This is a genomic window from Kaistella sp. CFF1-2 (assembly GCF_059509915.1).
In genome coordinates, this window is sequence record NZ_JCAKLF010000002.1 from 272,033 (window position 1) to 290,709 (window position 18,677).

Sequence of the window (18,677 nt, forward strand, 5' to 3'; positions counted from 1 at the left end):
TTTTAACTACACAAAGATACTTAAAATTGAGGTAGCCTTATGCAATGTATTCTAATTTTTCGCTTTGTTTTGTATGTCTTCTTTCATCCATAATAAACACGCGTCAAAGGTTTTAAAATTTTCATGTTCGCCAATTAAATTTGGGATGATTTCGATTTTACGCATCAAGTAATCCGGCTGCTTTTGAAGTCCAACAATAAGAACGCATTTATTTTTATTCTCGAGATCAATAATAATATCTTCCAACGAGTACAAACCACTTTGATCCACGTACGGCACCTTGTCCATTCTGAGAATTACGTATTGTGCATCTTCTGGAATTTGCGTGTAGAGTTGTTGCAAATCGTTAGTATAACCAAAGAACAATGGCCCTTCCAAATGTTTTACAAAAATGCTTTTCGCAATATCATCGGAAATACTTTTTTCATCATCCCAGGGAAGTTCTTCAATATTGTCAAATGAAATTACTTGCGATTTTTTCGTGTTCAAATCACCCATTTTCTTCATGAAAATCAATGCCGAAATCACCAAACCGACACCTACGGCAATAACCAAATCCACGAAAACCGTTAGTAGCATCACTACAATCATCACGATTACGTCCCAAATAGGCATTTTTCGAATGGCTTTCAATCCACGGTAATCAAATATCCCAACACCAACCGTAATCAAAACACCTGCTAAAACCGCAGACGGAATTTTAGATGCAATTGGCGCAAAAAACAAGAGAATACTCAACAATAAAAGTGAAGCAAAAATCCCTGAAAGACGCGTTCTACCACCAGAACTGTAATTCAATAACGTACGAATCGTCGCACTAGATCCGGGAATCCCTCCGAAGAAAGCCGCCATGGAATTTCCGATTCCTTGAGAAATCAATTCTTTTCCACTATTGTGCTGCGTTTTTTCTTTGGTATCAATGATCACCGACGTCAGTAACGAGTCAATAGATCCCAACATCGCTAATGAAATTGCAGCCATAATAAACGGTTTTATCAACCCTAAATTGAAACCTGAGAAAATTTCTAAATGCGGTAACGGGAATCCGGTTGGAATTTCTTGAATTCGATATAAATCAAAATTAAAATAAATCGCAATTGCTGTCACCAAAACTAAAGCAATCAACGTTGCAGGAATGGATGAGGCCATTTTCTTTAACGCATCGATAAATTTGAATCGGCTTGGCAAGAGATTCAGCACATATTTGAAACCATAAATCACCAAAACGGTTCCAGCGACAAAGGCGAATTCGAGCCAGTTAATGTTTTTCAAGCCACGATCGATATTGGATAAAATTCCTGCGGGAGATTTCACTTGCATTTTAGAAATCGTTTGTGCTTCTTTTACAATTTCATCATGGGAAATATTCTTCACTTCGTTAATTTTCGACTCAAACAAAGCCAAATCATCAATGCCAATGGTTTTATCTTTGCTTAAGTTCTGAAATTCTTTTGCGAGTAAATTAGATTCAGCAATAACCATATTTTTTTCCAGCAAAGCTTTGTCTTCACTAGCCACATAGCCTAAAAGTGGGAAAATTTGACCCATCAAAATAATAATGGCAATACCGTTCATAAATCCAGAAATCACGGGATACGGAATGTATTTAATGTATTTTCCAACACCGATAATCCCCAAGAGAACCTGGAAAATCCCTGCGAGGAAGAAGACACTCAAAATGGCGGGCATCGCACTTCCTAAATCGCCATTAAAACTCTGGACGATTTCGGAAACAACAACCACACTTACCGCCGTCATCGGAGCGGTTGGTCCAGAAATTTGAGGTTGTGTAGAACAGAATAATGAGGAGAAAAAACCGATGGCAATGGCACCGAAAAGTCCGGCAGCAGCACCCAATCCTGATTGCTCACCAAAAGCTAATGCTAATGGTAACGCCACAATCCCGGCCGTGATACCTCCGAAAAAATCTCCTTTGATATTCTTAAAAGTAAAATAGTCTTTGAACATAGAATTAATTTTCACCTATAAAATTATTCATAAAATCTATAATATCCAAAAACATTATAGAAAAAATTCATAATTAATGAAAATTAATTTACATCAGGATTGGAAATTTCCTTTATTAAAAGTACCTTAGCGTTATAAAACCATTTCATATGAAAAAAATCATATTTTCAGCAGCGATAGTTGGTTTAGTTGCTATCAGTTGTACAAAGAAAGAAGAAGGAAATAAAAGTGCAATTTCTACTGAAGAATTGCCAACGGTAGAAACGAATATCCAAACGGAACCTTCGGCTTTAGACCTTAATAACACACAAAAAGAAGTAATTATTGGCTATAAAGCAATCGATGGAAGCCGAGCAACAGCTACGTTGACCAACACCGATAAGTCTAATGTTATTCTAATTAAAGCGAATAATCATATGTTCCAGTTGGATCGAAAAGAGTTGACGGCAAACGGAGCGAGATACGAGAGAAACGGCGTTGGTGCAGAAATTAAAGGCGACTCTTTAATTATCACCCAAGGAGACACGCAAATTGATTTAGTGAGATTCTAAACAAATCACACATCATAGAACTAATAAAAAAGCCCTCAAGCGAGGGCTTTTTTATTGTATTAGGGTTTCAACTCATCGAGAATAGGTGTTTTAATACTTGAAATTTCGGTGTGAACTTTTTCGTTAAGTTGATCGAAAACAACAATTTCATTTTTACCTTTTTTCAACCAAACACCAGGAACGTACAACGTCTGTTGCGGACCAACTTTCCAAAATCTCCCTAGATTTTTGCCGTTGATAAAGACCAAACCTTTTCCCCAATCTCTCATATCCAAAAAAGTATCACCAACGTCATTCAAAGTAAATTCTCCTTGATATAAAACCGGTAAGTTCTTTTGCTCATCAATTTGTTTTGAATTGAGTTTTACAAATTTCGACGGATTCAGCATTTCAGCATCGAACGGCAGTTTTACCATTTCCCAATCTCCAGTAAGTTCAACATCATCAATTTTAACTGGAAGAACAATTCCTTTCGTATTTTCAATGATTTTGGCGCCGTAATTAATTCGACCCCAATTTTCAACCAAAATTTCTAAAGTTGCATTGAACGGAATTTCTATAGGCATCGTATAATTCTTATAATATCGATTCAGCTCTCCTACTTTTTCACCATTTACATAAATTGTCGCATAATCACGTAAACCTGTAATATCTAAAGCCCCTGAAATAGGTTGATTAAAATGTTTGCGGTACAAAACATAACCATAACCTTGATTCAGTTGTTCAAAAGTTAAAGGTTTGTCGTTGCTTATTTTCTCCTTTTTATCTGCAAAAGCCAATAAACTATACACATTTGTCAAGTGAATTTTCGAAATTTCAATAACCGATATGGGTTTCGGAACCTCTGGAAGTTTCTCTTTGGTATATTTCGCAATTACATTTCGGATCGAGTCGTATTTTGGCGTTCTCCAACCCGCTTCCGTAATTGGTGCATCATAATCATACGAAGTTAAATCGGGTTGAATATCATGGTTTTTATCGTAATTCGCTCCGCTTGTAAAGCCGAAATTCGTTCCGCCGTGAACCATATAGTAATTAAAAGAAACATCGTTGGCGAGATATTTATCCGTTTGACGAGCGATTTTCCCGGCGTCAACTCGAGGGAATTTTTCTGCCCAATGCCCTAACCAACCCGGATAAAACTCCGCAACCATGTATGGCCCTTTTCCGTTATGATATTCGTTCACTACTTTTTTAAGCTTTTCAATATCGTTTTCGCCATTCGCGGTTGGTAAAGCACCAACAACGGTTCCGCCTTCAAAAAGCCATGAACCATCGGATGTAAACATAGGAACCGTAAATCCTAAATCATGCAATTGTTGTATCACTTTTGCGTTGTAAGCACGATGGCTTTCCAAAGAAATGTCTTTTCGTTGAACAACGAAAGAACCAAACTCGTTTTCCCCTTGAATCATTATCACGGGACCTCCATTGGTAATCTGAAGATCCTTGACTTGACCATGCAATTGTGTTAAATACTTTTTAGTTTGCTCTAAAAACTGCGCATTGTCTTCGCGAATCTTTAAGCCAGCGATGTTTTGTAACCACCACGGATAACCTCCAAACTCCCATTCCGCACAAACGTATGGCCCTGGACGAAGAATAACATACAAACCAACTTCTTGCGCTGTCTTGATAAAACGTTTCAAATCCTTTTCGCCACTCCAATTCCATTGGTTTGGGCTTTCTTCATGATAGTTCCAAAAAACATAGGTAGTTACCGTATTCAGTCCCATGGCTTTCATCATTTCTAAACGATGTTTCCAATATTGGGACGGAACTCTTGGATAATGCAATTCTCCTGAAAGAATACGTGTTGGTTTTCCATTCAAATAAAAGTGACCATCTTTAATTTCAAAAGTTTCTTTCTTCTTTTGGGCAAAAGCAAATAATCCGATAAAAACGAACATCAAGAAAATAAATCGAGTTTTAAACATACCTATATTTTAGAATAGGAAAGGTAGGAAAAAAGAGCAAAAAAAGTATAACAAAACAAAAAGCCACCTAGATTAGGTGGCTTTTTGTATATCTGAGAATACGTATTCTTATTCTTCAGTTTTTTCTTCAGTAGAATCTGCTTTAGGCTCTTCTGTTTTTTCAACTGGAGCTTCAGCTTTAACTTCTGCAACAGCTTCGGTTTTCTTAGCAGTTGTAGATTTTCTACTTCTTCTTGTTGTTTTCTTCTCTTCAGCGTTAGGGTTGTAAAGCTCGTTGAAGTCAACTAACTCGATAATAGCTGTATCAGCAGCATCACCTGGACGGAATCCCGTTTTGATGATTCTTGTATATCCTCCATTTCTTTCTGCAATTTTAGGAGCAACTGTTCTGAATAATTCAGTAACCGCTTCTTTGCTTTGTAAATAAGAGAAAACTGTTCTTCTATTATGTGTAGTATCTTCTTTTGCTTTTGTAAGAATAGGTTCAACATATACTCTTAAAGCTTTCGCTTTTGCAACAGTAGTGTTGATTCTTTTATGCTCGATAAGAGAACAAGCCATATTAGAAAGCAATGCGCTTCTGTGAGAAGCAGTTCTTCCTAAGTGATTGAATTTTTTCCCGTGTCTCATTGTTAATTATTTATCAGCGTCTAATTTATATTTTGCTACGTCGAAACCGAAGTTAAGACCTTTTGAATGCACTAATTCTTCTAGTTCTGTCAAAGATTTCTTTCCGAAATTTCTGAATTTCATCAAATCAGACTTACTATAAGAAACTAGCTCTCCAAGAGTTTCTACTTCAGCAGCTTTCAAACAATTCAATGCTCTTACAGAAAGATCCATATCGGCAAGTTTAGTTTTAAGAAGCTGTCTTGTATGTAAAGTTTCTTCGTCGTATTGGATTGATGCTTTTACAGCTTCCGTCTCCAACGTAATTCTCTCATCAGAGAACAACATGAAGTGGTAGATCAAGATCTTAGAAGCTTCTGTAAGGGCGTTCTGAGGAGTGATAGACCCGTCAGTTTCGATATCCAATACAAGTTTTTCGTAGTCTGTTTTTTGCTCTACACGGTAATTTTCAACAGAATACTTTACTTTTTTGATTGGGGTAAAAATAGAATCGATAGCAATAGTTCCGATAGGAGCATTGTTCGATTTGTTTTGTTCTGAAGGAACATAACCTCTTCCCTTTTCAATGTTGAAAGTAATCTCGAAAGTAACGTCTTTTGTCAAGTTGCAGATAATAAGCTCAGGGTTCAAAACCTCAAAACCAGCCATCGTGCTTCCTAAATCTCCTGCTGTCACTGTTTCTTTACCAGAAAGTTTAACATTTACTTGCTCATTAGCTTGTCCTTCAGCTTTTGCTTTTAAACGCAATTGCTTTAGGTTCAAGATAATCTCAGTAACGTCTTCAATAACTCCTGGTATGGTTGAAAACTCGTGCTCTACACCTTCAATTTTGATAGATGAAATAGCATATCCTTCTAGAGAAGAAAGAAGTACTCTTCTCAAAGCATTACCGATCGTAAGACCGAAACCTGGCTCTAATGGTCTGAACTCAAATTGTCCTTTGAAATCATCAGAGTTAAGTAGAATTACTTTATCGGGTTTTATGAATTGTAAAATTGCCATATTGTTGGTTGAGCAAAAATTTAGATTAAAATTATTTAGAGTATAGTTCGACGATCAACTGTTCTTTGATGTCCTCCGGAATTTGGATTCTTTCAGGAGCAGAAATGAAAGTTCCTTCTTTCTTCTCGTCGTTGAATTGTAACCACTCGTAGTTTGCTTTTGATGCAAGAGCATCAGCTACAACTTCTAGTGATTTTGATTTTTCTCTTACTGCAACCACATCACCAGCTTTCAATAAGTAAGAAGGGATATTTACGATCTCTCCGTTTACTGTGATATGTCTGTGAGAAACCAACTGTCTTGCACCAGCTCTAGATTTTGAGTATCCAAATCTGTATACTACGTTGTCTAATCTAGACTCACATAATTGCAAAAGTACCTCACCTGTAACTCCTTTACTTCTGTCTGCTTTCTCAAAAAGATTTGCAAATTGTCTTTCTAGGATACCGTATGTATATTTTGCTTTTTGCTTTTCAGCTAACTGAACTGCGTATTCAGACTTCTTCGCACCTCTTCTTTTGTTTGGTCCGTGTTGTCCTGGTGGTTGGTTTTTTCTTCTTTCGAAGTTTTTATCGTCTCCGAAGATTGCTGCTCCGAATTTTCTAGCAATCTTAGTTTTTGGTCCAATATATCTTGCCATAATGGTTATAATTCTAAAAATTAAACTCTTCTTCTTTTAGGTGGTCTACAACCGTTATGTGGCATTGGAGTCACATCTACGATTTCACTAACTTCAATTCCTGAATTGTGAATAGATCTGATAGCAGATTCTCTACCTGCTCCAGGTCCTTTCACGAACACCTTAACTCTTCTAAGACCAGCTTCGTGTGCAACTGCTGCACAGTTTTCCGCTGCCATTTGAGCTGCGAAAGGAGTATTCTTTTTAGAACCTCTGAATCCCATTTTACCGGCAGACGCCCAAGAGATAACCTCTCCGTTTTTATTCGTCAAAGAAATAATAATATTGTTGAATGATGCTTGGATGTGTGCTTCCCCGATCGCTTCAACTTTTACTTTTCTCTTTTTTACAACTTTAGTTTGTTTTGCCATAATTCCTAACGATTATTTACTAGCTTTTTTCTTGTTAGCAACAGTTTTTCTTCTTCCTTTTCGGGTTCTAGAATTGTTTTTCGTTCTTTGGCCTCTTAAAGGTAATCCTAGTCTGTGACGTATTCCTCGTTGGCATCCTATGTCCATCAATCGCTTGATGTTCAATTGCACTTCAGAACGCAATTCACCTTCAACTTTTACGTTTTCAGTGATGTAGTTTCTGATGGCAGCCAATTCATCGTCATTCCATTCGTTGACTTTCTTGTCTTCGCTGATACCGGCTGCTTTCAAGATTTCAGAAGAAGTACTTCTTCCGATTCCGTAGATGTAAGTTAAACCGATAACGCCTCTTTTGTTTTTTGGTAAATCAATACCTGAAATTCTCGCCATAATTTAATTTTAGCCTTGTCTTTGTTTAAATTTTGGGTTCTTCTTGTTGATTACGAAAAGCACACCTTTACGACGTACAATTTTGCAATCAGCACTTCTTTTTTTAATTGATGCTCTAACTTTCATTTGAGAGTAATTTTCTTTTTAAGTATTCAAATAAAATTTCATCCAGATAACTAATATCTGAAAGTGATCCTTCCTTTAGTAAGATCGTAAGGAGACATTTCTAGCCTTACTTTGTCACCAGGAAGCAATTTAATATAATGCATTCTCATTTTACCAGAAATATGGGCAATAAGAATATGCCCATTTTCTAGTTCTACCCGAAACTGCGCATTAGAAAGTGCTTCCGTAATAACGCCGTCTTGTTCGATATGTTTTTGCTTTGCCATATATTATGTTCCGCTTGTTCTTGATAATTTGGATTGCATTAACCCGTCATAATGATGATTCAACAAATACGTATTAATTTGCTGAACGGTATCCATAATAACGCCCACCATGATCAACAACGAAGTTCCGCCGAAAAACAGGGCGAATCTGTCCGTTTGCACGAGGGTTCCGTACACTAGTGCCGGAAGGACTGCAAAGATAGCTAAAAATATTGAACCTGGCAAAGTAATTTTTGATAGGATATCATCAAGATAATCAGCAGTCTCTTTTCCTGGTCTTACCTTTGGAATAAGCCCACCATTACGCTTTAAATCATCCGCCATTTGATTCACAGGAATCGTGATTGCGGTGTAGAAAAACGTAAAAATGATAATTAATAATGCAAATAACACATTGTATTGCCAGCTAAATACGTTCTTGAAACCAGCAAAAAATGTATTCGATTCATCAATATTGGTTAATAGTCCTGGAACAAACATTAATGCTTGCGCAAAGATAATTGGCATTACCCCAGCTGCATTTACTTTCAAAGGAATCCATTGTCTAGCTCCTTGCATAAGGTTACGGTTTACACCACCTCTTGCTTGAGCACGGCTTACGTACTGAATTGGGATTTTTCTCACGGCAACTGAAAGTACAATTGCTAGTAATACTACCAACATCCAGAACAACACCTCGACAAGGATCATTACGTTTCCTAAACCTCCTTTACCTGTTTGAGTAGCAAATTCCTGAACGAATGCTGCAGGAAGATCTGCCAAGATCCCAACCATAATAAGGATAGAAATACCGTTTCCGATACCTTTGTCTGTAATTTTTTCTCCTAACCACATTGCGAATACCGATCCTGCAACCAAGATAACTATACTTGGTAACCAGAACATGATAGACTCAGGATTTACGTAATACGCTTGTGAAAACTGAGCGTATGGTAAGAAATATCCTGTGATTGATCCCAAATACGATGGTGCTTGCACCAAACATACTGCGATTGTTAACCATCTTGTGATTTGGTTTAATGTGTTTCTTCCACTTTCTCCATCTTTTTGCAATTTCTGCAAATACGGAACGGCCATACCCATCAACTGAACGATAATGGATGCCGAAATGTACGGCATGATCCCTAGCGCCATAATGGATGCCCGGCTGAATGCTCCTCCGGTGAAAGACGAAAGCAAACCAAGGAGACCAGCTCCTTGTTTGCTGCCTCCTTGGTTGTTATATTGTTCCAATAAACTTCCTACTTCTGCCATGTTAATAGCAGGTAGTGAAATATATGATGCGAATCTATACACTAAGATAAGACCTAAAGTAAAAAGAATTTTATCTTTTAGTTCTTTAAGACTCCAAATGTTTTTAAGTGTTTGTATAAATCCTTTCATTATAGAATATTATAGAGTAATTGCTTTACCTCCTGCCTTTTCGATTAATTCTACGGCAGATTTTGTGAATTTGTCAGCAGAGATAGAAACACCTGATTTCAATTCTCCTCTTCCTAAGATTTTTACTGACTCATTTTTAGATGCTAATCCGTTTGCTACTAATACATCTTTTGTGATATCACCTTTGATGTCTTTTGTATCAATTAGAGTTTGGATTGTATCTAGGTTGATTCCTCTAAATTCTTTTCTGTTTACATTGTTGAAACCGAATTTCGGTAATCTTCTTTGTAAAGGCATTTGTCCACCTTCGAAACCGATTTTTTCTGAGTAACCAGCTCTTGCTTTCTGACCTTTATGACCTTTTGTAGAAGTACCACCTTTTCCGGATCCTTGTCCTCTACCAATTCTCTTGGAATTGTGTGTAGCACCTTTTGCAGGTTTGATATTGTTTAAATTCATTTCGTTTAGATTTGAGATTAAAAGAGTGGAGATTAGAGACTTAAAGATTCTAAAAGTCTCCCTTCTCTTCGTCTATTGTCTTATTTTTGAACTTCTACTAAGTGGCTTACTGCTGCAACCATTCCTAAGATAGAAGGAGTTGCTTCGTGCTCTACTACTTGGTGAAGTTTTTTAAGTCCTAATGCTTCAAGCGTTCTTTTTTGGGTTTTTGTTCTCCCAATAGCGCTTCTTACTTGTTTTACTTTAATTGTTGCCATTGTTCAAATTATTAACCGTTAAATACTTTGCTTAAAGAAACACCTCTTAATCTAGCGATTTCTTCAGGTCTTCTGATATCCAATAACGCTTTGAAAGTAGCTTTCACTACGTTATGTGGGTTAGAAGATCCTTTAGATTTAGAAAGAATATCTTTAATACCTGCAGATTCTAGTACCGCTCTTACAGCACCACCGGCGATAAGCCCTGTACCGTGAGAAGCTGGTCTCAAGAAGATGTCTGCACCTCCGTATCTAGCAGAAGTTTGGTGAGGGATCGTGTGGTTCATTACAGGTACGTTCACTAGGTTTTTCTTAGCATCTTCTACTGCCTTAGCAATTGCAGAAGCTACTTCTTTAGATTTACCTAATCCGAAACCGATAACTCCATCTTCGTTTCCTACTACAACGATAGCAGAAAATCCGAAAGCTCTACCTCCTTTTGTTACTTTAGTTACTCTATTTACAGCTACGAGACGATCTGTTAATTCTAATCCTCCCGGTTTTACTTTTTCGATATTATCTAGTCCTAACATAATGTTTTTCCGAAATTAATTGATTAGAATTGAAGACCTCCTTCTCTTGCACCGTCTGCTAGAGCTTTGATTCTTCCGTGATATACAAATCCGTTTCTGTCGAATACGACTTTCTCGATACCAGCTGCTTTTGCTTTTTCAGCAATTGCTTTACCTACTGCAGAAGAAATTTCTACTTTAGTACCTTTCGCATCAACGCCTTTTTCTCTTGATGAAGCTGATGCTAATGTTTTACCATCTTTATCATCAATTAACTGAGCGTAAATTTCCTTATTACTTTTATAAACAGATAGTCTTGGCAATTCTGCAGAACCAGAGATTTTTCCTCTAACTCTTCTTTTAATTCTGTTTCTTTTTTCTAATTTATTTAAAGCCATTGTATTAAAATTTATTATGCAGATTTACCAGCTTTTCTTCTCAAGATTTCACCAACGAACTTGATACCTTTTCCTTTGTACGGCTCAGGCTTTCTGAAAGAACGGATCTTTGCAGCTACCATTCCTAAAAGTTGCTTATCGTGCGATGTTAAAGTAATAATTGGGTTTTTACCTTTCTCAGTTTCTGTAAGTACTGCTACTTCTGTAGGCAGTTCTACCACGATACCGTGTGAGAAACCTAGAGCCAACTCCAGTTTTTGACCACTGTGAGATGCTCTATAACCAACTCCTACTAGTTCTAGTTTCTTTTGGAAACCTTCAGATGCACCTACAATCATGTTGTTGATAAGTGCTCTGTATAGACCGTGAAGAGCTTTATGTGACTTAGAGTCTGACGGTCTGCTTACTGTAAGCTCGCCATCTTTTTGTTCTAACGTAATTCCTTCTTTAAGTTCCTGAGAAAGTTCTCCTTTAGGTCCTTTTACAGTTACTACACCGTCTTTTTCAGTGACAGTAACTCCAGCTGGAATCGTTATAATTGCTTTACCAATTCTTGACATTTTCCTTTGATTAAAAATTAATAAACATAGCAGATTACCTCCCCGCCTACTTTTTCTTGTCTAGCTTTTTTATCTGTCATAACTCCTTTAGAAGTTGAGATAATAGCTACTCCTAAACCGTTCAATACTCTTGGAAGTTCTTCTGAACCTTTGTATTGTCTTAAACCCGGTCTAGAAGCTCTTTGGATAGACTTGATAGCTGGTTTGTTGGTTTGCTTGTCATACTTCAAAGCGATTTTGATGATCCCTTGTACCGCGTTATCTTCGAACTTGAAGTTCAAGATATACCCTTGGTCGAAAAGGATTTTAGTAATCTCTTTTTTGATTTTTGATGCAGGAATTTCCACCACTTTGTGGCCTGCGCTTTGTGCGTTCCTTACTCTAGTTAGGAAATCTGAAATTGGATCTGTTACCATTTCTTTATTTTAAATTATTGGTTAATGACAGCAAGTTTTGATTTAGACTTCAGATTTTAGATATCAGATTTCAGACAAATGGTACATGTCTGTAATCTGACATCGTCCATCTTATATCTTGACAAACCAACTTTACTGCCTCGATTTGTTTACAAAATTGTTACCAACTTGCTTTTTTAACTCCTGGGATAAGACCGTTGTTTGCCATTTCTCTGAAAGTTACTCTGGAAAGTCCGAACGTTCTCATATATCCTCTTGGTCTTCCTGTAAGTTTACATCTGTTGTGTAGTCTTACTGGAGATGCATTTTTAGGAAGTTTTTGTAATGCTTCGTAGTCACCAGCTTCTTTCAAAGCTTTTCTTTTCGCAGCATACTTTGCAACTAGTGCTTCTCTTTTGCGCTCACGCGCTTTCATTGATTCTTTAGCCATTTCTTAGTTCTTTTTGAATGGTAAACCGAAGTGAGTTAATAATGCCTTAGCTTCCTTATCTGTATTTGCAGATGTTACGAAAGTGATATCCATACCTTGGATTTTTTTCACTTTGTCAATCACGATCTCAGGGAAGATGATTTGTTCTGTGATACCTAAGTTATAGTTACCTCTACCATCGAAACCATCAGCTTTGATACCGTTGAAATCTCTAATTCTTGGAAGAGCAGAAGCTGTTAATCTGTCAAGGAACTCATACATTTGGTTTCCTCTAAGCGTTACTCTAGCTCCAATTGGCATTCCTTTTCTTAATTTGAAATATGCCTCATCCTTTTTAGATACTGTACCTACAGCTTGTTGTCCTGTAATTGCAGTAAGTTCCTCTACAGCGTAATCCACAATTTTCTTGTCAGCAGTTGCTGCACCTAAACCTTGTGAAACAACGATTTTCTGTAATTTAGGTACTTGCATGATAGACTTGTACCCAAACTCTTCCATCATTGCAGGAACAATTTTTTCTTTATATGCCTTTTTAGGTCTTGCTATATATTCCATCGTCTTTTACTGATTATAAAGTTTCACCGGTTGATTTCGCAACTCTTACTTTCTTATCACCTTCTACTTTGTATCCAACTTTGGTAGCTTTCCCAGCTTTGTCTAGCAATGCTACGTTAGAGATATGTAAAGAAGCTTCTTTTTCTACGATACCACCTTGAGGGCTTTGTGCAGATGGCTTCACGTGTTTTTTCACGATGTTGATACCTGCAACAATTACTCTAGGATCTTTTCCTTCTTTTCTGATTACTTCAAGAACTTCACCTTTACTTCCTTTATTTTTTCCAGTTGTAACGATTACGTTATCTCCTCTTTTGATTTTAACTTTTGTCATCTTTTTTCTAAATTTTAAAAATTAAAGTACTTCAGGAGCCAATGAAATAATCTTCATGTATTCTTTGTCTCTCAACTCACGAGCAACTGGTCCGAAAACACGTGTTCCTCTCATTTCTCCAGCAGCGTTAAGAAGTACACAAGCGTTATCGTCGAATTTGATGTAAGATCCATCTTTTCTTCTTACTGCTTTTTTAGTACGTACTACTACTGCTTTAGAAACTTGTCCTTTTTTAGCGTTTCCTGATGGTGTAGAATCTTTGATAGTAACAACGATTTTATCACCAACTGAAGCATATCTTCTTCTGGTTCCTCCCAGAACTCTGATAACCAATACTTCTTTAGCACCTGTGTTATCAGCAACTTTTAATCTTGATTCTGTTTGTAACATTATTACTTAGCTTTTTCAATGATTCTTACTAATCTCCATCTTTTACTCTTACTCGTTGGGCGAGTTTCTTGGATAAGAACTGTGTCACCTTCGTTACACTCATTGTTCTCATCGTGCGCCGTGTACTTTTTGGTTTTCATTACGAATTTACCGTACAGTGGGTGCTTTACTTTAGTTGTTTCACTAACAACAATGGTTTTTTCCATTTTATTGCTGGAAACAACACCGATTCTTTCTTTTCTTAAATTTCTTTCCATTGTAAAACGAAATTACGCTTGTTTGTTAGTTAATTCTGTATTAAGTCTCGCGATAGTCTTTCTCAAATCTCTGATTTGAATTGGATTTTCGATTGGGCTAATTTTGTGAGCAAGCTTCAACTTAGTGTATTCTGCTTGAATTTCAGCCAATTTTGCTTGAAGATCCGCTGCGCTTAAATTTTTGATTTCAGCTGTTTTCATTATTCAAAGATTAAAGAGGTTTAACAAAATCGTTAGCAACAATAAATTTCGTAACAATTGGTAATTTCTGTGCTGCAAGTCTAAGAGCTTCTTTCGCTACATCGTAAGGAACTCCTCCAACTTCGAACATTACTTTACCTGGTTTTACTACAGCTACCCAATATTCTACAGCACCTTTACCTTTACCCATACGTACTTCGGCAGGTTTTTTAGTAATAGGCTTATCTGGGAATATTTTGATCCATAGTTGTCCTTCTCTTTTCATATATCTGGTTGCAGCGATACGGGCAGCTTCGATTTGTCTAGCTGTTACCCACGCACCTTCTGTAGCCTTAATACCAAATGTACCGTATGCAAGTTGAGATCCTCTTTGAGCAATCCCCTTCATTTTCATTTTATGAATCTTACGGAACTTGGTTCTTCTTGGTTGTAACATAATTTCTAAATTTTAGATTTTAGATTTTAGATTTTAGATTTTTTTTATTTTAAAAAAGTAACGGTAATTTAAAATTCAAAATTTCTAATCTAAAATTTTAATTATTATTGTTTCTTCTTGGTCTTCTATCTCCTCCTCTTTCGTTTCTATCGTTTCTTCCAGAGTTAGATTTCTTTTGTTGTTGTCCTACTAGTGGAGTAAGGTCTCTTTTACCGTAAACTTCTCCTTTCATAATCCAAACTTTCACACCAAGTCTACCATAGGTAGTACTCGCTTCTGCCCAGTGGTAATCAATATCAGCTCTGAACGTTGACAATGGGATTCTTCCTTCTTTGAAAGATTCTGATCTTGCCATTTCAGCTCCGTTCAATCTACCAGAGATTTGAACTTTGATTCCTTCTGCACCCATTCTCATTGTTGAAGCGATAGCCATTTTCACAGCTCTTCTGTATGAGATACGGTTTTCAATTTGCTTAGCGATACTTTCTGCAACTAATACTGCATCTAGTTCTGGTCTCTTGATTTCGAAGATGTTGATTTGAATGTCCTTACCTGTAAGTTTCTTCAACTCTTCTTTCAATTTATCAACTTCTTGACCTCCCTTACCGATGATAAGTCCTGGTCTTGCTGTTGTAATTGTTACTGTAACTAATTTTAGAGTTCTTTCGATATAGATTTTCGAAATTCCTCCTTTAGATAATCTCGCATCAAGGTATCTTCTGATTTTGTAGTCTTCCGCGATTCTGTCTCCATAATCGTTTCCGCCAAACCAGTTAGAATCCCATCCTCTGATGATACCTAATCTATTACCAATTGGATTTGTCTTCTGTCCCATACCTTGAATTAATTTTCTTTATTACCTAAGATTAATGTTACGTGGTTTGATCTTTTTCTGATTCTATACCCTCTACCTTGTGGAGCTGGTCTTAGTCTCTTCAATTGTCTTGCGCTATCCACGAAAATTTCTTTAACGATAAGGTTTGCTTCTTCAATATCAGCTCCTTCGTTCTTTGTCTGCCAGTTTGCCATGGCAGAAAGAAGAAGTTTTTCTAATTTGTTTGAAGCGTCTTTCTTAGAATATTTTAGGATATAAAGAGCCTTATCTACTTGCTCTCCTCTGATGATATCAGCAACTAATCTCATTTTTCTAGGAGAAGAAGGACAATTGTTTAATGAAGCTTTAACAACATCTTTGTTCGCTTCTTTATTTGCGATTGCACTATTTTGTTTTCTTGATCCCATGATTATCTGCTTCCTTTATTTTTGTTACCACCATGACCTCTAAAAGATCTTGTTGGAGAAAATTCGCCTAACTTGTGACCTACCATGTTTTCTGTTACGTATACAGGAACAAAAGTTTTCCCGTTGTGAACAGCGATAGTTTCACCTACGAAGTCTGGAGAAATCATAGATGCTCTAGACCAAGTTTTAATTACTGTCTTCTTACCAGACTCTTTATTTGCCTGAACCTTCTTATCTAAAGTGTGATGAATGAATGGTCCTTTCTTAAGTGATCTTGCCATAATTATTTTCTTTTAGATACGATGTAACGGTTAGACACTTTGTTTTTCTTTCTAGTCTTGTAACCTTTAGCTGGTTTACCGTTTCTAGATCTTGGGTGACCTCCTGAAGAACGTCCTTCACCACCTCCCATTGGGTGATCAACTGGGTTCATTACTACTGGTCTTGTTCTTGGTCTTCTACCTAACCATCTGCTTCTACCTGCTTTACCAGAAACGGTAAGTTGGTGATCCGAGTTAGATACCGATCCGATCATCGCTACACATTCAGTAAGGATCATTCTTGATTCTCCTGAAGGCAATTTAACGATTGCATACTTTCCATCTCTAGAAGTAAGCTGTGCTGATGAACCTGCAGATCTTGCAAGGATAGCTCCTTGACCTGGTCTAAGTTCTACACAAGAGATAACTGTACCCAATGGAATGTTCTTCAATTTCATTGCGTTACCTACGTTAGGCTCTACGCTTTCTCCTGAAACTACTTGTTGTCCTACTTTGATACCGTTTGGAGCGATGATGTATCTCTTCTCTCCGTCTGTGTATTCTACTAAAGCGATGAAAGCAGTTCTGTTTGGATCGTACTCTACAGATTTAACTTCAGCGGTAACATCAAATTTGTTTCTTTTGAAGTCGATAATTCTGTATTTCTTTTTGTGTCCACCTCCGGTGTAACGCATGGTCATTTTACCAGTTTGGTTACGTCCACCTGACTTACTAATACCAACTGTTAGAGACTTCTCTGGTTTGTTGGTAGTAATTTCTTCAAAATTGTTTACAACTCTGAATCTCTGTCCCGGGGTGATAGGTTTTAATTTTCTAACAGACATTACTATTATTTATGATTACTAAATTAATTTGTAGCGAAAATATCGATAACCTCTCCTTCTTGAAGTTTAATTACCGCTTTTTTCAATTTGTTGGTTTTCCCAACTTGAAGTCCTTTTTTCGTGTATTTTGAAGAAACTTTAGGAGCGTAAATCATTGTATTTACCTCTGCCACTTTCACACCGTAAGCCGCTTCTACCGCTTCTTTGATCTGGATTTTGTTAGCCTTAGTATTCACTAAGAAGCTATACGTCCCTCTCAAATCTGTAAGGTAATTTGCTTTTTCCGAAATAACTGGTTTAATAATTACTGACATGATTTATTTCTTTAAATTTTCTTGAAATTTCTCGATAGCACCTTCTAAGAATACAATCTCTCCAGCGTGCACTAAATCATAAGAACTGATCTCGTTATAAGTCATTACTTTTGTTTTAGGCAAGTTTCTTGAAGACAAGTAAACGTTTTTGTTAGCTTCTGCTAAAATGTAAAGAGATTTTTTACCTTCAAATCCTAACGCGTTGTTTAGGTTGATGAATTCTTTTGTTTTAGGAGCGTCAAAGTTGAATGCTTCTAATACTTTAATAGAGTTATCTCTCATTTTTTGAGAAAGAACAGATTTCTTAGCCAATCTCTTAAGAGCTTTGTTCAATTTGAATCTGTAATCTCTTGGTTTAGGACCGAATACTCTACCTCCACCTCTGAAAGTTGGAGATTTGATATCACCGTATCTTGCAGATCCTGATCCTTTTTGTTTCTTAAGCTTTTTTGTAGAAGCAGTAATCTCGCTTCTTTCTTTTGCTTTATGTGTACCTTGACGCTGAGCAGCAAGATATTGTTTCACTTCTAAGTAAACCGCGTGCTGATTTGGCTCAATTCCGAATATTGCATCGTCAAGAGTTACTTTTCTTCCGGTTTCTTTTCCTGATGTATTTAATACTACTAGTTCCATTTTCTGATAATTACATAAGAATTTTTAGCTCCCGGAACAGCACCTTTTACTACTAAAAGATTTTGTTCTTGATCCACTTTTAACACTTGAAGGTTTTGTACAGTTACCTGCTTACCTCCCATTCTTCCAGCCATTCTCATCCCTTTGAATACTCTTGAAGGGTCAGATCCAGCACCGATAGAACCTGGAGCTCTAAGTCTGTTGTGCTGTCCATGAGTTGCTTGCATAACCCCACCAAAGTTGTGTCTTTTCACAACCCCCTGGAATCCTTTACCTTTTGAAGTCCCTGTAATGTCAACATATTCACCTTCGTTGAATAAGTCAACTTTCACTTCTTCTCCTACTTTCACTTCATCAACGAATTCTCTATAGAATTCTACCAACTTCGCTTTAGGAGTAAAACCAGCCTTTTTAAAATGGCCAACTAACGCTTTTCCAACGTTCTTCTCACTCTTGTCATCGAAACCTAACTGCACAGCTTTGTAGCCGTCGTTCTCAATGGTTCTGACCTGTAAAACCGCACATGGCCCCGCCTGAATAACAGTACACGGAATATTTTTTCCGTTTTCGTCAAACAGGGAAGTCATACCGATTTTCTTTCCAATTAATCCTGACATTGTTTATAAAAAAATAAAATTTATCCTTTGTTTTTCACCATTTTAGGCGGTTGATCGTGATTTCTACGTCTGATATAGGCACACTACACCCCTAAAATGAGTGTGCAAATGTAAGAATATTTTCTAAACCGGCAAATAAATTTTACAAAATATTTTGAATTTTAAGGAGATACGGAATTTTCGAGTGAAATTATGTAAGTCAACAAAAAAAGTGAAAGCCGAGTCGACTTTCACTTTTTTATTCTAAACCAAAGAATC

The 18,677-nt window shown here is 36.8% G+C and carries 31 protein-coding genes; 1 reads left to right on the forward strand and 30 read right to left on the reverse strand.

What is annotated here, in order from left to right; genetic code table 11:
• Positions 1 to 51: 51 nt before the first annotated feature.
• Complete coding sequence (locus tag AC5XHR_RS06340) at positions 52 to 1,968, reverse strand: SulP family inorganic anion transporter (RefSeq protein ID WP_495949943.1); 1,917 nt, start codon at positions 1,966 to 1,968, stop codon at positions 52 to 54.
• Between the two features lie 149 nt (positions 1,969 to 2,117).
• Between AC5XHR_RS06340 and AC5XHR_RS06345 the strand changes: the two genes are divergently transcribed.
• A complete protein-coding gene (locus tag AC5XHR_RS06345) occupies positions 2,118 to 2,519 on the forward strand; it encodes a hypothetical protein (RefSeq protein WP_495949944.1) in 402 nt (133 codons plus the stop codon).
• A 59-nt stretch (positions 2,520 to 2,578) separates the two neighbouring features.
• Here the strand turns inward: AC5XHR_RS06345 and AC5XHR_RS06350 are convergent, their stop codons facing one another.
• From AC5XHR_RS06350 to rplC, 29 genes are all read right to left on the reverse strand, one after another.
• On the reverse strand, positions 2,579 to 4,456 hold the full coding sequence (locus tag AC5XHR_RS06350) for a glycoside hydrolase family 35 protein (protein ID WP_495949945.1): 1,878 nt from the start codon (positions 4,454 to 4,456) through the stop codon (positions 2,579 to 2,581).
• Between the two features lie 108 nt (positions 4,457 to 4,564).
• A complete protein-coding gene (gene rplQ / locus AC5XHR_RS06355; protein WP_495949946.1) occupies positions 4,565 to 5,086 on the reverse strand; it encodes a 50S ribosomal protein L17 in 522 nt (173 codons plus the stop codon).
• 6 nt (positions 5,087 to 5,092) lie between these two features.
• Positions 5,093 to 6,088: a DNA-directed RNA polymerase subunit alpha gene (locus AC5XHR_RS06360; protein ID WP_495949947.1), complete on the reverse strand. Its 996-nt coding sequence runs from the start codon at positions 6,086 to 6,088 to the stop codon at positions 5,093 to 5,095.
• Positions 6,089 to 6,119: 31 nt separating this feature from the next.
• Positions 6,120 to 6,728, reverse strand: a complete 609-nt coding sequence (gene rpsD, locus AC5XHR_RS06365; RefSeq protein ID WP_495949948.1) for a 30S ribosomal protein S4 — start codon at positions 6,726 to 6,728, stop codon at positions 6,120 to 6,122.
• A gap of 20 nt (positions 6,729 to 6,748) precedes the next feature.
• Complete coding sequence (rpsK, locus tag AC5XHR_RS06370; protein WP_484026127.1) at positions 6,749 to 7,138, reverse strand: 30S ribosomal protein S11; 390 nt, start codon at positions 7,136 to 7,138, stop codon at positions 6,749 to 6,751.
• 12 nt (positions 7,139 to 7,150) lie between these two features.
• Entirely contained in the window at positions 7,151 to 7,528 is a 378-nt protein-coding gene (rpsM, locus tag AC5XHR_RS06375) for a 30S ribosomal protein S13 (protein WP_495949949.1), read from the reverse strand.
• 9 nt (positions 7,529 to 7,537) lie between these two features.
• Complete coding sequence (gene rpmJ, locus AC5XHR_RS06380) at positions 7,538 to 7,654, reverse strand: 50S ribosomal protein L36 (protein ID WP_007839480.1); 117 nt, start codon at positions 7,652 to 7,654, stop codon at positions 7,538 to 7,540.
• A 50-nt stretch (positions 7,655 to 7,704) separates the two neighbouring features.
• The gene (gene infA / locus AC5XHR_RS06385) at positions 7,705 to 7,920 is read right to left on the reverse strand and encodes a translation initiation factor IF-1 (protein WP_079667196.1); all 216 of its coding nucleotides are present in this window, start codon (positions 7,918 to 7,920) and stop codon (positions 7,705 to 7,707) included.
• A 3-nt stretch (positions 7,921 to 7,923) separates the two neighbouring features.
• Positions 7,924 to 9,303: a preprotein translocase subunit SecY gene (gene secY, locus AC5XHR_RS06390; protein WP_495949950.1), complete on the reverse strand. Its 1,380-nt coding sequence runs from the start codon at positions 9,301 to 9,303 to the stop codon at positions 7,924 to 7,926.
• A gap of 9 nt (positions 9,304 to 9,312) precedes the next feature.
• Entirely contained in the window at positions 9,313 to 9,762 is a 450-nt protein-coding gene (rplO, locus tag AC5XHR_RS06395) for a 50S ribosomal protein L15 (protein WP_495949951.1), read from the reverse strand.
• Between the two features lie 80 nt (positions 9,763 to 9,842).
• Positions 9,843 to 10,019, reverse strand: a complete 177-nt coding sequence (rpmD, locus tag AC5XHR_RS06400; protein ID WP_495949952.1) for a 50S ribosomal protein L30 — start codon at positions 10,017 to 10,019, stop codon at positions 9,843 to 9,845.
• A gap of 11 nt (positions 10,020 to 10,030) precedes the next feature.
• On the reverse strand, positions 10,031 to 10,552 hold the full coding sequence (gene rpsE / locus AC5XHR_RS06405; protein WP_495949953.1) for a 30S ribosomal protein S5: 522 nt from the start codon (positions 10,550 to 10,552) through the stop codon (positions 10,031 to 10,033).
• 23 nt (positions 10,553 to 10,575) lie between these two features.
• Entirely contained in the window at positions 10,576 to 10,929 is a 354-nt protein-coding gene (gene rplR / locus AC5XHR_RS06410; protein ID WP_495949954.1) for a 50S ribosomal protein L18, read from the reverse strand.
• A gap of 14 nt (positions 10,930 to 10,943) precedes the next feature.
• A complete protein-coding gene (gene rplF, locus AC5XHR_RS06415) occupies positions 10,944 to 11,489 on the reverse strand; it encodes a 50S ribosomal protein L6 (protein ID WP_495949955.1) in 546 nt (181 codons plus the stop codon).
• Between the two features lie 17 nt (positions 11,490 to 11,506).
• The gene (rpsH, locus tag AC5XHR_RS06420) at positions 11,507 to 11,905 is read right to left on the reverse strand and encodes a 30S ribosomal protein S8 (protein ID WP_495949956.1); all 399 of its coding nucleotides are present in this window, start codon (positions 11,903 to 11,905) and stop codon (positions 11,507 to 11,509) included.
• A gap of 160 nt (positions 11,906 to 12,065) precedes the next feature.
• A complete protein-coding gene (rpsN, locus tag AC5XHR_RS06425; RefSeq protein ID WP_495949957.1) occupies positions 12,066 to 12,335 on the reverse strand; it encodes a 30S ribosomal protein S14 in 270 nt (89 codons plus the stop codon).
• A gap of 3 nt (positions 12,336 to 12,338) precedes the next feature.
• Positions 12,339 to 12,890, reverse strand: coding sequence for a 50S ribosomal protein L5 (gene rplE, locus AC5XHR_RS06430; protein ID WP_495949958.1), 552 nt, complete (start codon positions 12,888 to 12,890; stop codon positions 12,339 to 12,341).
• 13 nt (positions 12,891 to 12,903) lie between these two features.
• Positions 12,904 to 13,224, reverse strand: coding sequence for a 50S ribosomal protein L24 (gene rplX / locus AC5XHR_RS06435; protein ID WP_495949959.1), 321 nt, complete (start codon positions 13,222 to 13,224; stop codon positions 12,904 to 12,906).
• A 21-nt stretch (positions 13,225 to 13,245) separates the two neighbouring features.
• Positions 13,246 to 13,614, reverse strand: coding sequence for a 50S ribosomal protein L14 (rplN, locus tag AC5XHR_RS06440; protein WP_002983226.1), 369 nt, complete (start codon positions 13,612 to 13,614; stop codon positions 13,246 to 13,248).
• 2 nt (positions 13,615 to 13,616) lie between these two features.
• Positions 13,617 to 13,871 carry a 30S ribosomal protein S17 gene (gene rpsQ, locus AC5XHR_RS06445; RefSeq protein ID WP_495949960.1) on the reverse strand — a complete coding sequence of 85 codons (255 nt, stop codon included), beginning with the start codon at positions 13,869 to 13,871 and terminating at the stop codon, positions 13,617 to 13,619.
• A gap of 12 nt (positions 13,872 to 13,883) precedes the next feature.
• Entirely contained in the window at positions 13,884 to 14,072 is a 189-nt protein-coding gene (rpmC, locus tag AC5XHR_RS06450; protein ID WP_495949961.1) for a 50S ribosomal protein L29, read from the reverse strand.
• A gap of 10 nt (positions 14,073 to 14,082) precedes the next feature.
• The gene (gene rplP, locus AC5XHR_RS06455; protein WP_495949962.1) at positions 14,083 to 14,508 is read right to left on the reverse strand and encodes a 50S ribosomal protein L16; all 426 of its coding nucleotides are present in this window, start codon (positions 14,506 to 14,508) and stop codon (positions 14,083 to 14,085) included.
• Between the two features lie 97 nt (positions 14,509 to 14,605).
• Positions 14,606 to 15,343, reverse strand: a complete 738-nt coding sequence (rpsC, locus tag AC5XHR_RS06460) for a 30S ribosomal protein S3 (RefSeq protein ID WP_495949963.1) — start codon at positions 15,341 to 15,343, stop codon at positions 14,606 to 14,608.
• An 8-nt stretch (positions 15,344 to 15,351) separates the two neighbouring features.
• Positions 15,352 to 15,750 (reverse strand): 50S ribosomal protein L22, encoded by a 399-nt coding sequence (gene rplV, locus AC5XHR_RS06465; RefSeq protein ID WP_495949964.1) that lies wholly within the window; start codon positions 15,748 to 15,750, stop codon positions 15,352 to 15,354.
• A gap of 2 nt (positions 15,751 to 15,752) precedes the next feature.
• A complete protein-coding gene (rpsS, locus tag AC5XHR_RS06470) occupies positions 15,753 to 16,031 on the reverse strand; it encodes a 30S ribosomal protein S19 (RefSeq protein WP_495949965.1) in 279 nt (92 codons plus the stop codon).
• A 2-nt stretch (positions 16,032 to 16,033) separates the two neighbouring features.
• Positions 16,034 to 16,855: a 50S ribosomal protein L2 gene (rplB, locus tag AC5XHR_RS06475; protein ID WP_495949966.1), complete on the reverse strand. Its 822-nt coding sequence runs from the start codon at positions 16,853 to 16,855 to the stop codon at positions 16,034 to 16,036.
• Between the two features lie 23 nt (positions 16,856 to 16,878).
• Positions 16,879 to 17,169, reverse strand: coding sequence for a 50S ribosomal protein L23 (gene rplW, locus AC5XHR_RS06480; protein ID WP_495949967.1), 291 nt, complete (start codon positions 17,167 to 17,169; stop codon positions 16,879 to 16,881).
• Positions 17,170 to 17,172: 3 nt separating this feature from the next.
• Positions 17,173 to 17,802: a 50S ribosomal protein L4 gene (gene rplD, locus AC5XHR_RS06485; RefSeq protein WP_495949968.1), complete on the reverse strand. Its 630-nt coding sequence runs from the start codon at positions 17,800 to 17,802 to the stop codon at positions 17,173 to 17,175.
• Positions 17,793 to 18,419, reverse strand: a complete 627-nt coding sequence (rplC, locus tag AC5XHR_RS06490) for a 50S ribosomal protein L3 (protein WP_495949969.1) — start codon at positions 18,417 to 18,419, stop codon at positions 17,793 to 17,795. Before rplC ends, rplD begins: the two co-directional genes overlap by 10 nt.
• Positions 18,420 to 18,677: the final 258 nt, after the last annotated feature.

What these genes read in the sequence shown, in the direction of transcription:
- rpsS (WP_495949965.1), bottom strand. Translation starts at nt 16,031, where the DNA reads ATGGCAAGATCACTTAAGAAAGGACCATTCATTCATCACACTTTAGAT.
- rpsE (WP_495949953.1), bottom strand. Translation starts at nt 10,552, where the DNA reads ATGTTAGGACTAGATAATATCGAAAAAGTAAAACCGGGAGGATTAGAA.
- infA (WP_079667196.1), bottom strand. Translation starts at nt 7,920, where the DNA reads ATGGCAAAGCAAAAACATATCGAACAAGACGGCGTTATTACGGAAGCA.
- rplE (WP_495949958.1), bottom strand. Translation starts at nt 12,890, where the DNA reads ATGGAATATATAGCAAGACCTAAAAAGGCATATAAAGAAAAAATTGTT.
- rplD (WP_495949968.1), bottom strand. Translation starts at nt 17,802, where the DNA reads ATGGAACTAGTAGTATTAAATACATCAGGAAAAGAAACCGGAAGAAAA.
- rpsQ (WP_495949960.1), bottom strand. Translation starts at nt 13,871, where the DNA reads ATGGAAAGAAATTTAAGAAAAGAAAGAATCGGTGTTGTTTCCAGCAAT.
- rpsN (WP_495949957.1), bottom strand. Translation starts at nt 12,335, where the DNA reads ATGGCTAAAGAATCAATGAAAGCGCGTGAGCGCAAAAGAGAAGCACTA.
- rplC (WP_495949969.1), bottom strand. Translation starts at nt 18,419, where the DNA reads ATGTCAGGATTAATTGGAAAGAAAATCGGTATGACTTCCCTGTTTGAC.
- rpsD (WP_495949948.1), bottom strand. Translation starts at nt 6,728, where the DNA reads ATGGCAAGATATATTGGACCAAAAACTAAGATTGCTAGAAAATTCGGA.
- rplN (WP_002983226.1), bottom strand. Translation starts at nt 13,614, where the DNA reads ATGTTACAAACAGAATCAAGATTAAAAGTTGCTGATAACACAGGTGCT.
- rpsK (WP_484026127.1), bottom strand. Translation starts at nt 7,138, where the DNA reads ATGGCAAAACAAACTAAAGTTGTAAAAAAGAGAAAAGTAAAAGTTGAA.
- rplX (WP_495949959.1), bottom strand. Translation starts at nt 13,224, where the DNA reads ATGACAAAAGTTAAAATCAAAAGAGGAGATAACGTAATCGTTACAACT.
- rpmJ (WP_007839480.1), bottom strand. Translation starts at nt 7,654, where the DNA reads ATGAAAGTTAGAGCATCAATTAAAAAAAGAAGTGCTGATTGCAAAATT.
- AC5XHR_RS06340 (WP_495949943.1), bottom strand. Translation starts at nt 1,968, where the DNA reads ATGTTCAAAGACTATTTTACTTTTAAGAATATCAAAGGAGATTTTTTC.
- AC5XHR_RS06360 (WP_495949947.1), bottom strand. Translation starts at nt 6,088, where the DNA reads ATGGCAATTTTACAATTCATAAAACCCGATAAAGTAATTCTACTTAAC.
- rpmD (WP_495949952.1), bottom strand. Translation starts at nt 10,019, where the DNA reads ATGGCAACAATTAAAGTAAAACAAGTAAGAAGCGCTATTGGGAGAACA.
- rplP (WP_495949962.1), bottom strand. Translation starts at nt 14,508, where the DNA reads ATGTTACAACCAAGAAGAACCAAGTTCCGTAAGATTCATAAAATGAAA.
- AC5XHR_RS06350 (WP_495949945.1), bottom strand. Translation starts at nt 4,456, where the DNA reads ATGTTTAAAACTCGATTTATTTTCTTGATGTTCGTTTTTATCGGATTA.
- rpsC (WP_495949963.1), bottom strand. Translation starts at nt 15,343, where the DNA reads ATGGGACAGAAGACAAATCCAATTGGTAATAGATTAGGTATCATCAGA.
- rpsH (WP_495949956.1), bottom strand. Translation starts at nt 11,905, where the DNA reads ATGGTAACAGATCCAATTTCAGATTTCCTAACTAGAGTAAGGAACGCA.
- rplO (WP_495949951.1), bottom strand. Translation starts at nt 9,762, where the DNA reads ATGAATTTAAACAATATCAAACCTGCAAAAGGTGCTACACACAATTCC.
- rplF (WP_495949955.1), bottom strand. Translation starts at nt 11,489, where the DNA reads ATGTCAAGAATTGGTAAAGCAATTATAACGATTCCAGCTGGAGTTACT.
- rplW (WP_495949967.1), bottom strand. Translation starts at nt 17,169, where the DNA reads ATGTCAGTAATTATTAAACCAGTTATTTCGGAAAAAGCAAATTACCTT.
- rpmC (WP_495949961.1), bottom strand. Translation starts at nt 14,072, where the DNA reads ATGAAAACAGCTGAAATCAAAAATTTAAGCGCAGCGGATCTTCAAGCA.
- AC5XHR_RS06345 (WP_495949944.1), top strand. Translation starts at nt 2,118, where the DNA reads ATGAAAAAAATCATATTTTCAGCAGCGATAGTTGGTTTAGTTGCTATC.
- rplR (WP_495949954.1), bottom strand. Translation starts at nt 10,929, where the DNA reads ATGGCTTTAAATAAATTAGAAAAAAGAAACAGAATTAAAAGAAGAGTT.
- rplV (WP_495949964.1), bottom strand. Translation starts at nt 15,750, where the DNA reads ATGGGATCAAGAAAACAAAATAGTGCAATCGCAAATAAAGAAGCGAAC.
- rpsM (WP_495949949.1), bottom strand. Translation starts at nt 7,528, where the DNA reads ATGGCGAGAATTTCAGGTATTGATTTACCAAAAAACAAAAGAGGCGTT.
- secY (WP_495949950.1), bottom strand. Translation starts at nt 9,303, where the DNA reads ATGAAAGGATTTATACAAACACTTAAAAACATTTGGAGTCTTAAAGAA.
- rplB (WP_495949966.1), bottom strand. Translation starts at nt 16,855, where the DNA reads ATGTCTGTTAGAAAATTAAAACCTATCACCCCGGGACAGAGATTCAGA.
- rplQ (WP_495949946.1), bottom strand. Translation starts at nt 5,086, where the DNA reads ATGAGACACGGGAAAAAATTCAATCACTTAGGAAGAACTGCTTCTCAC.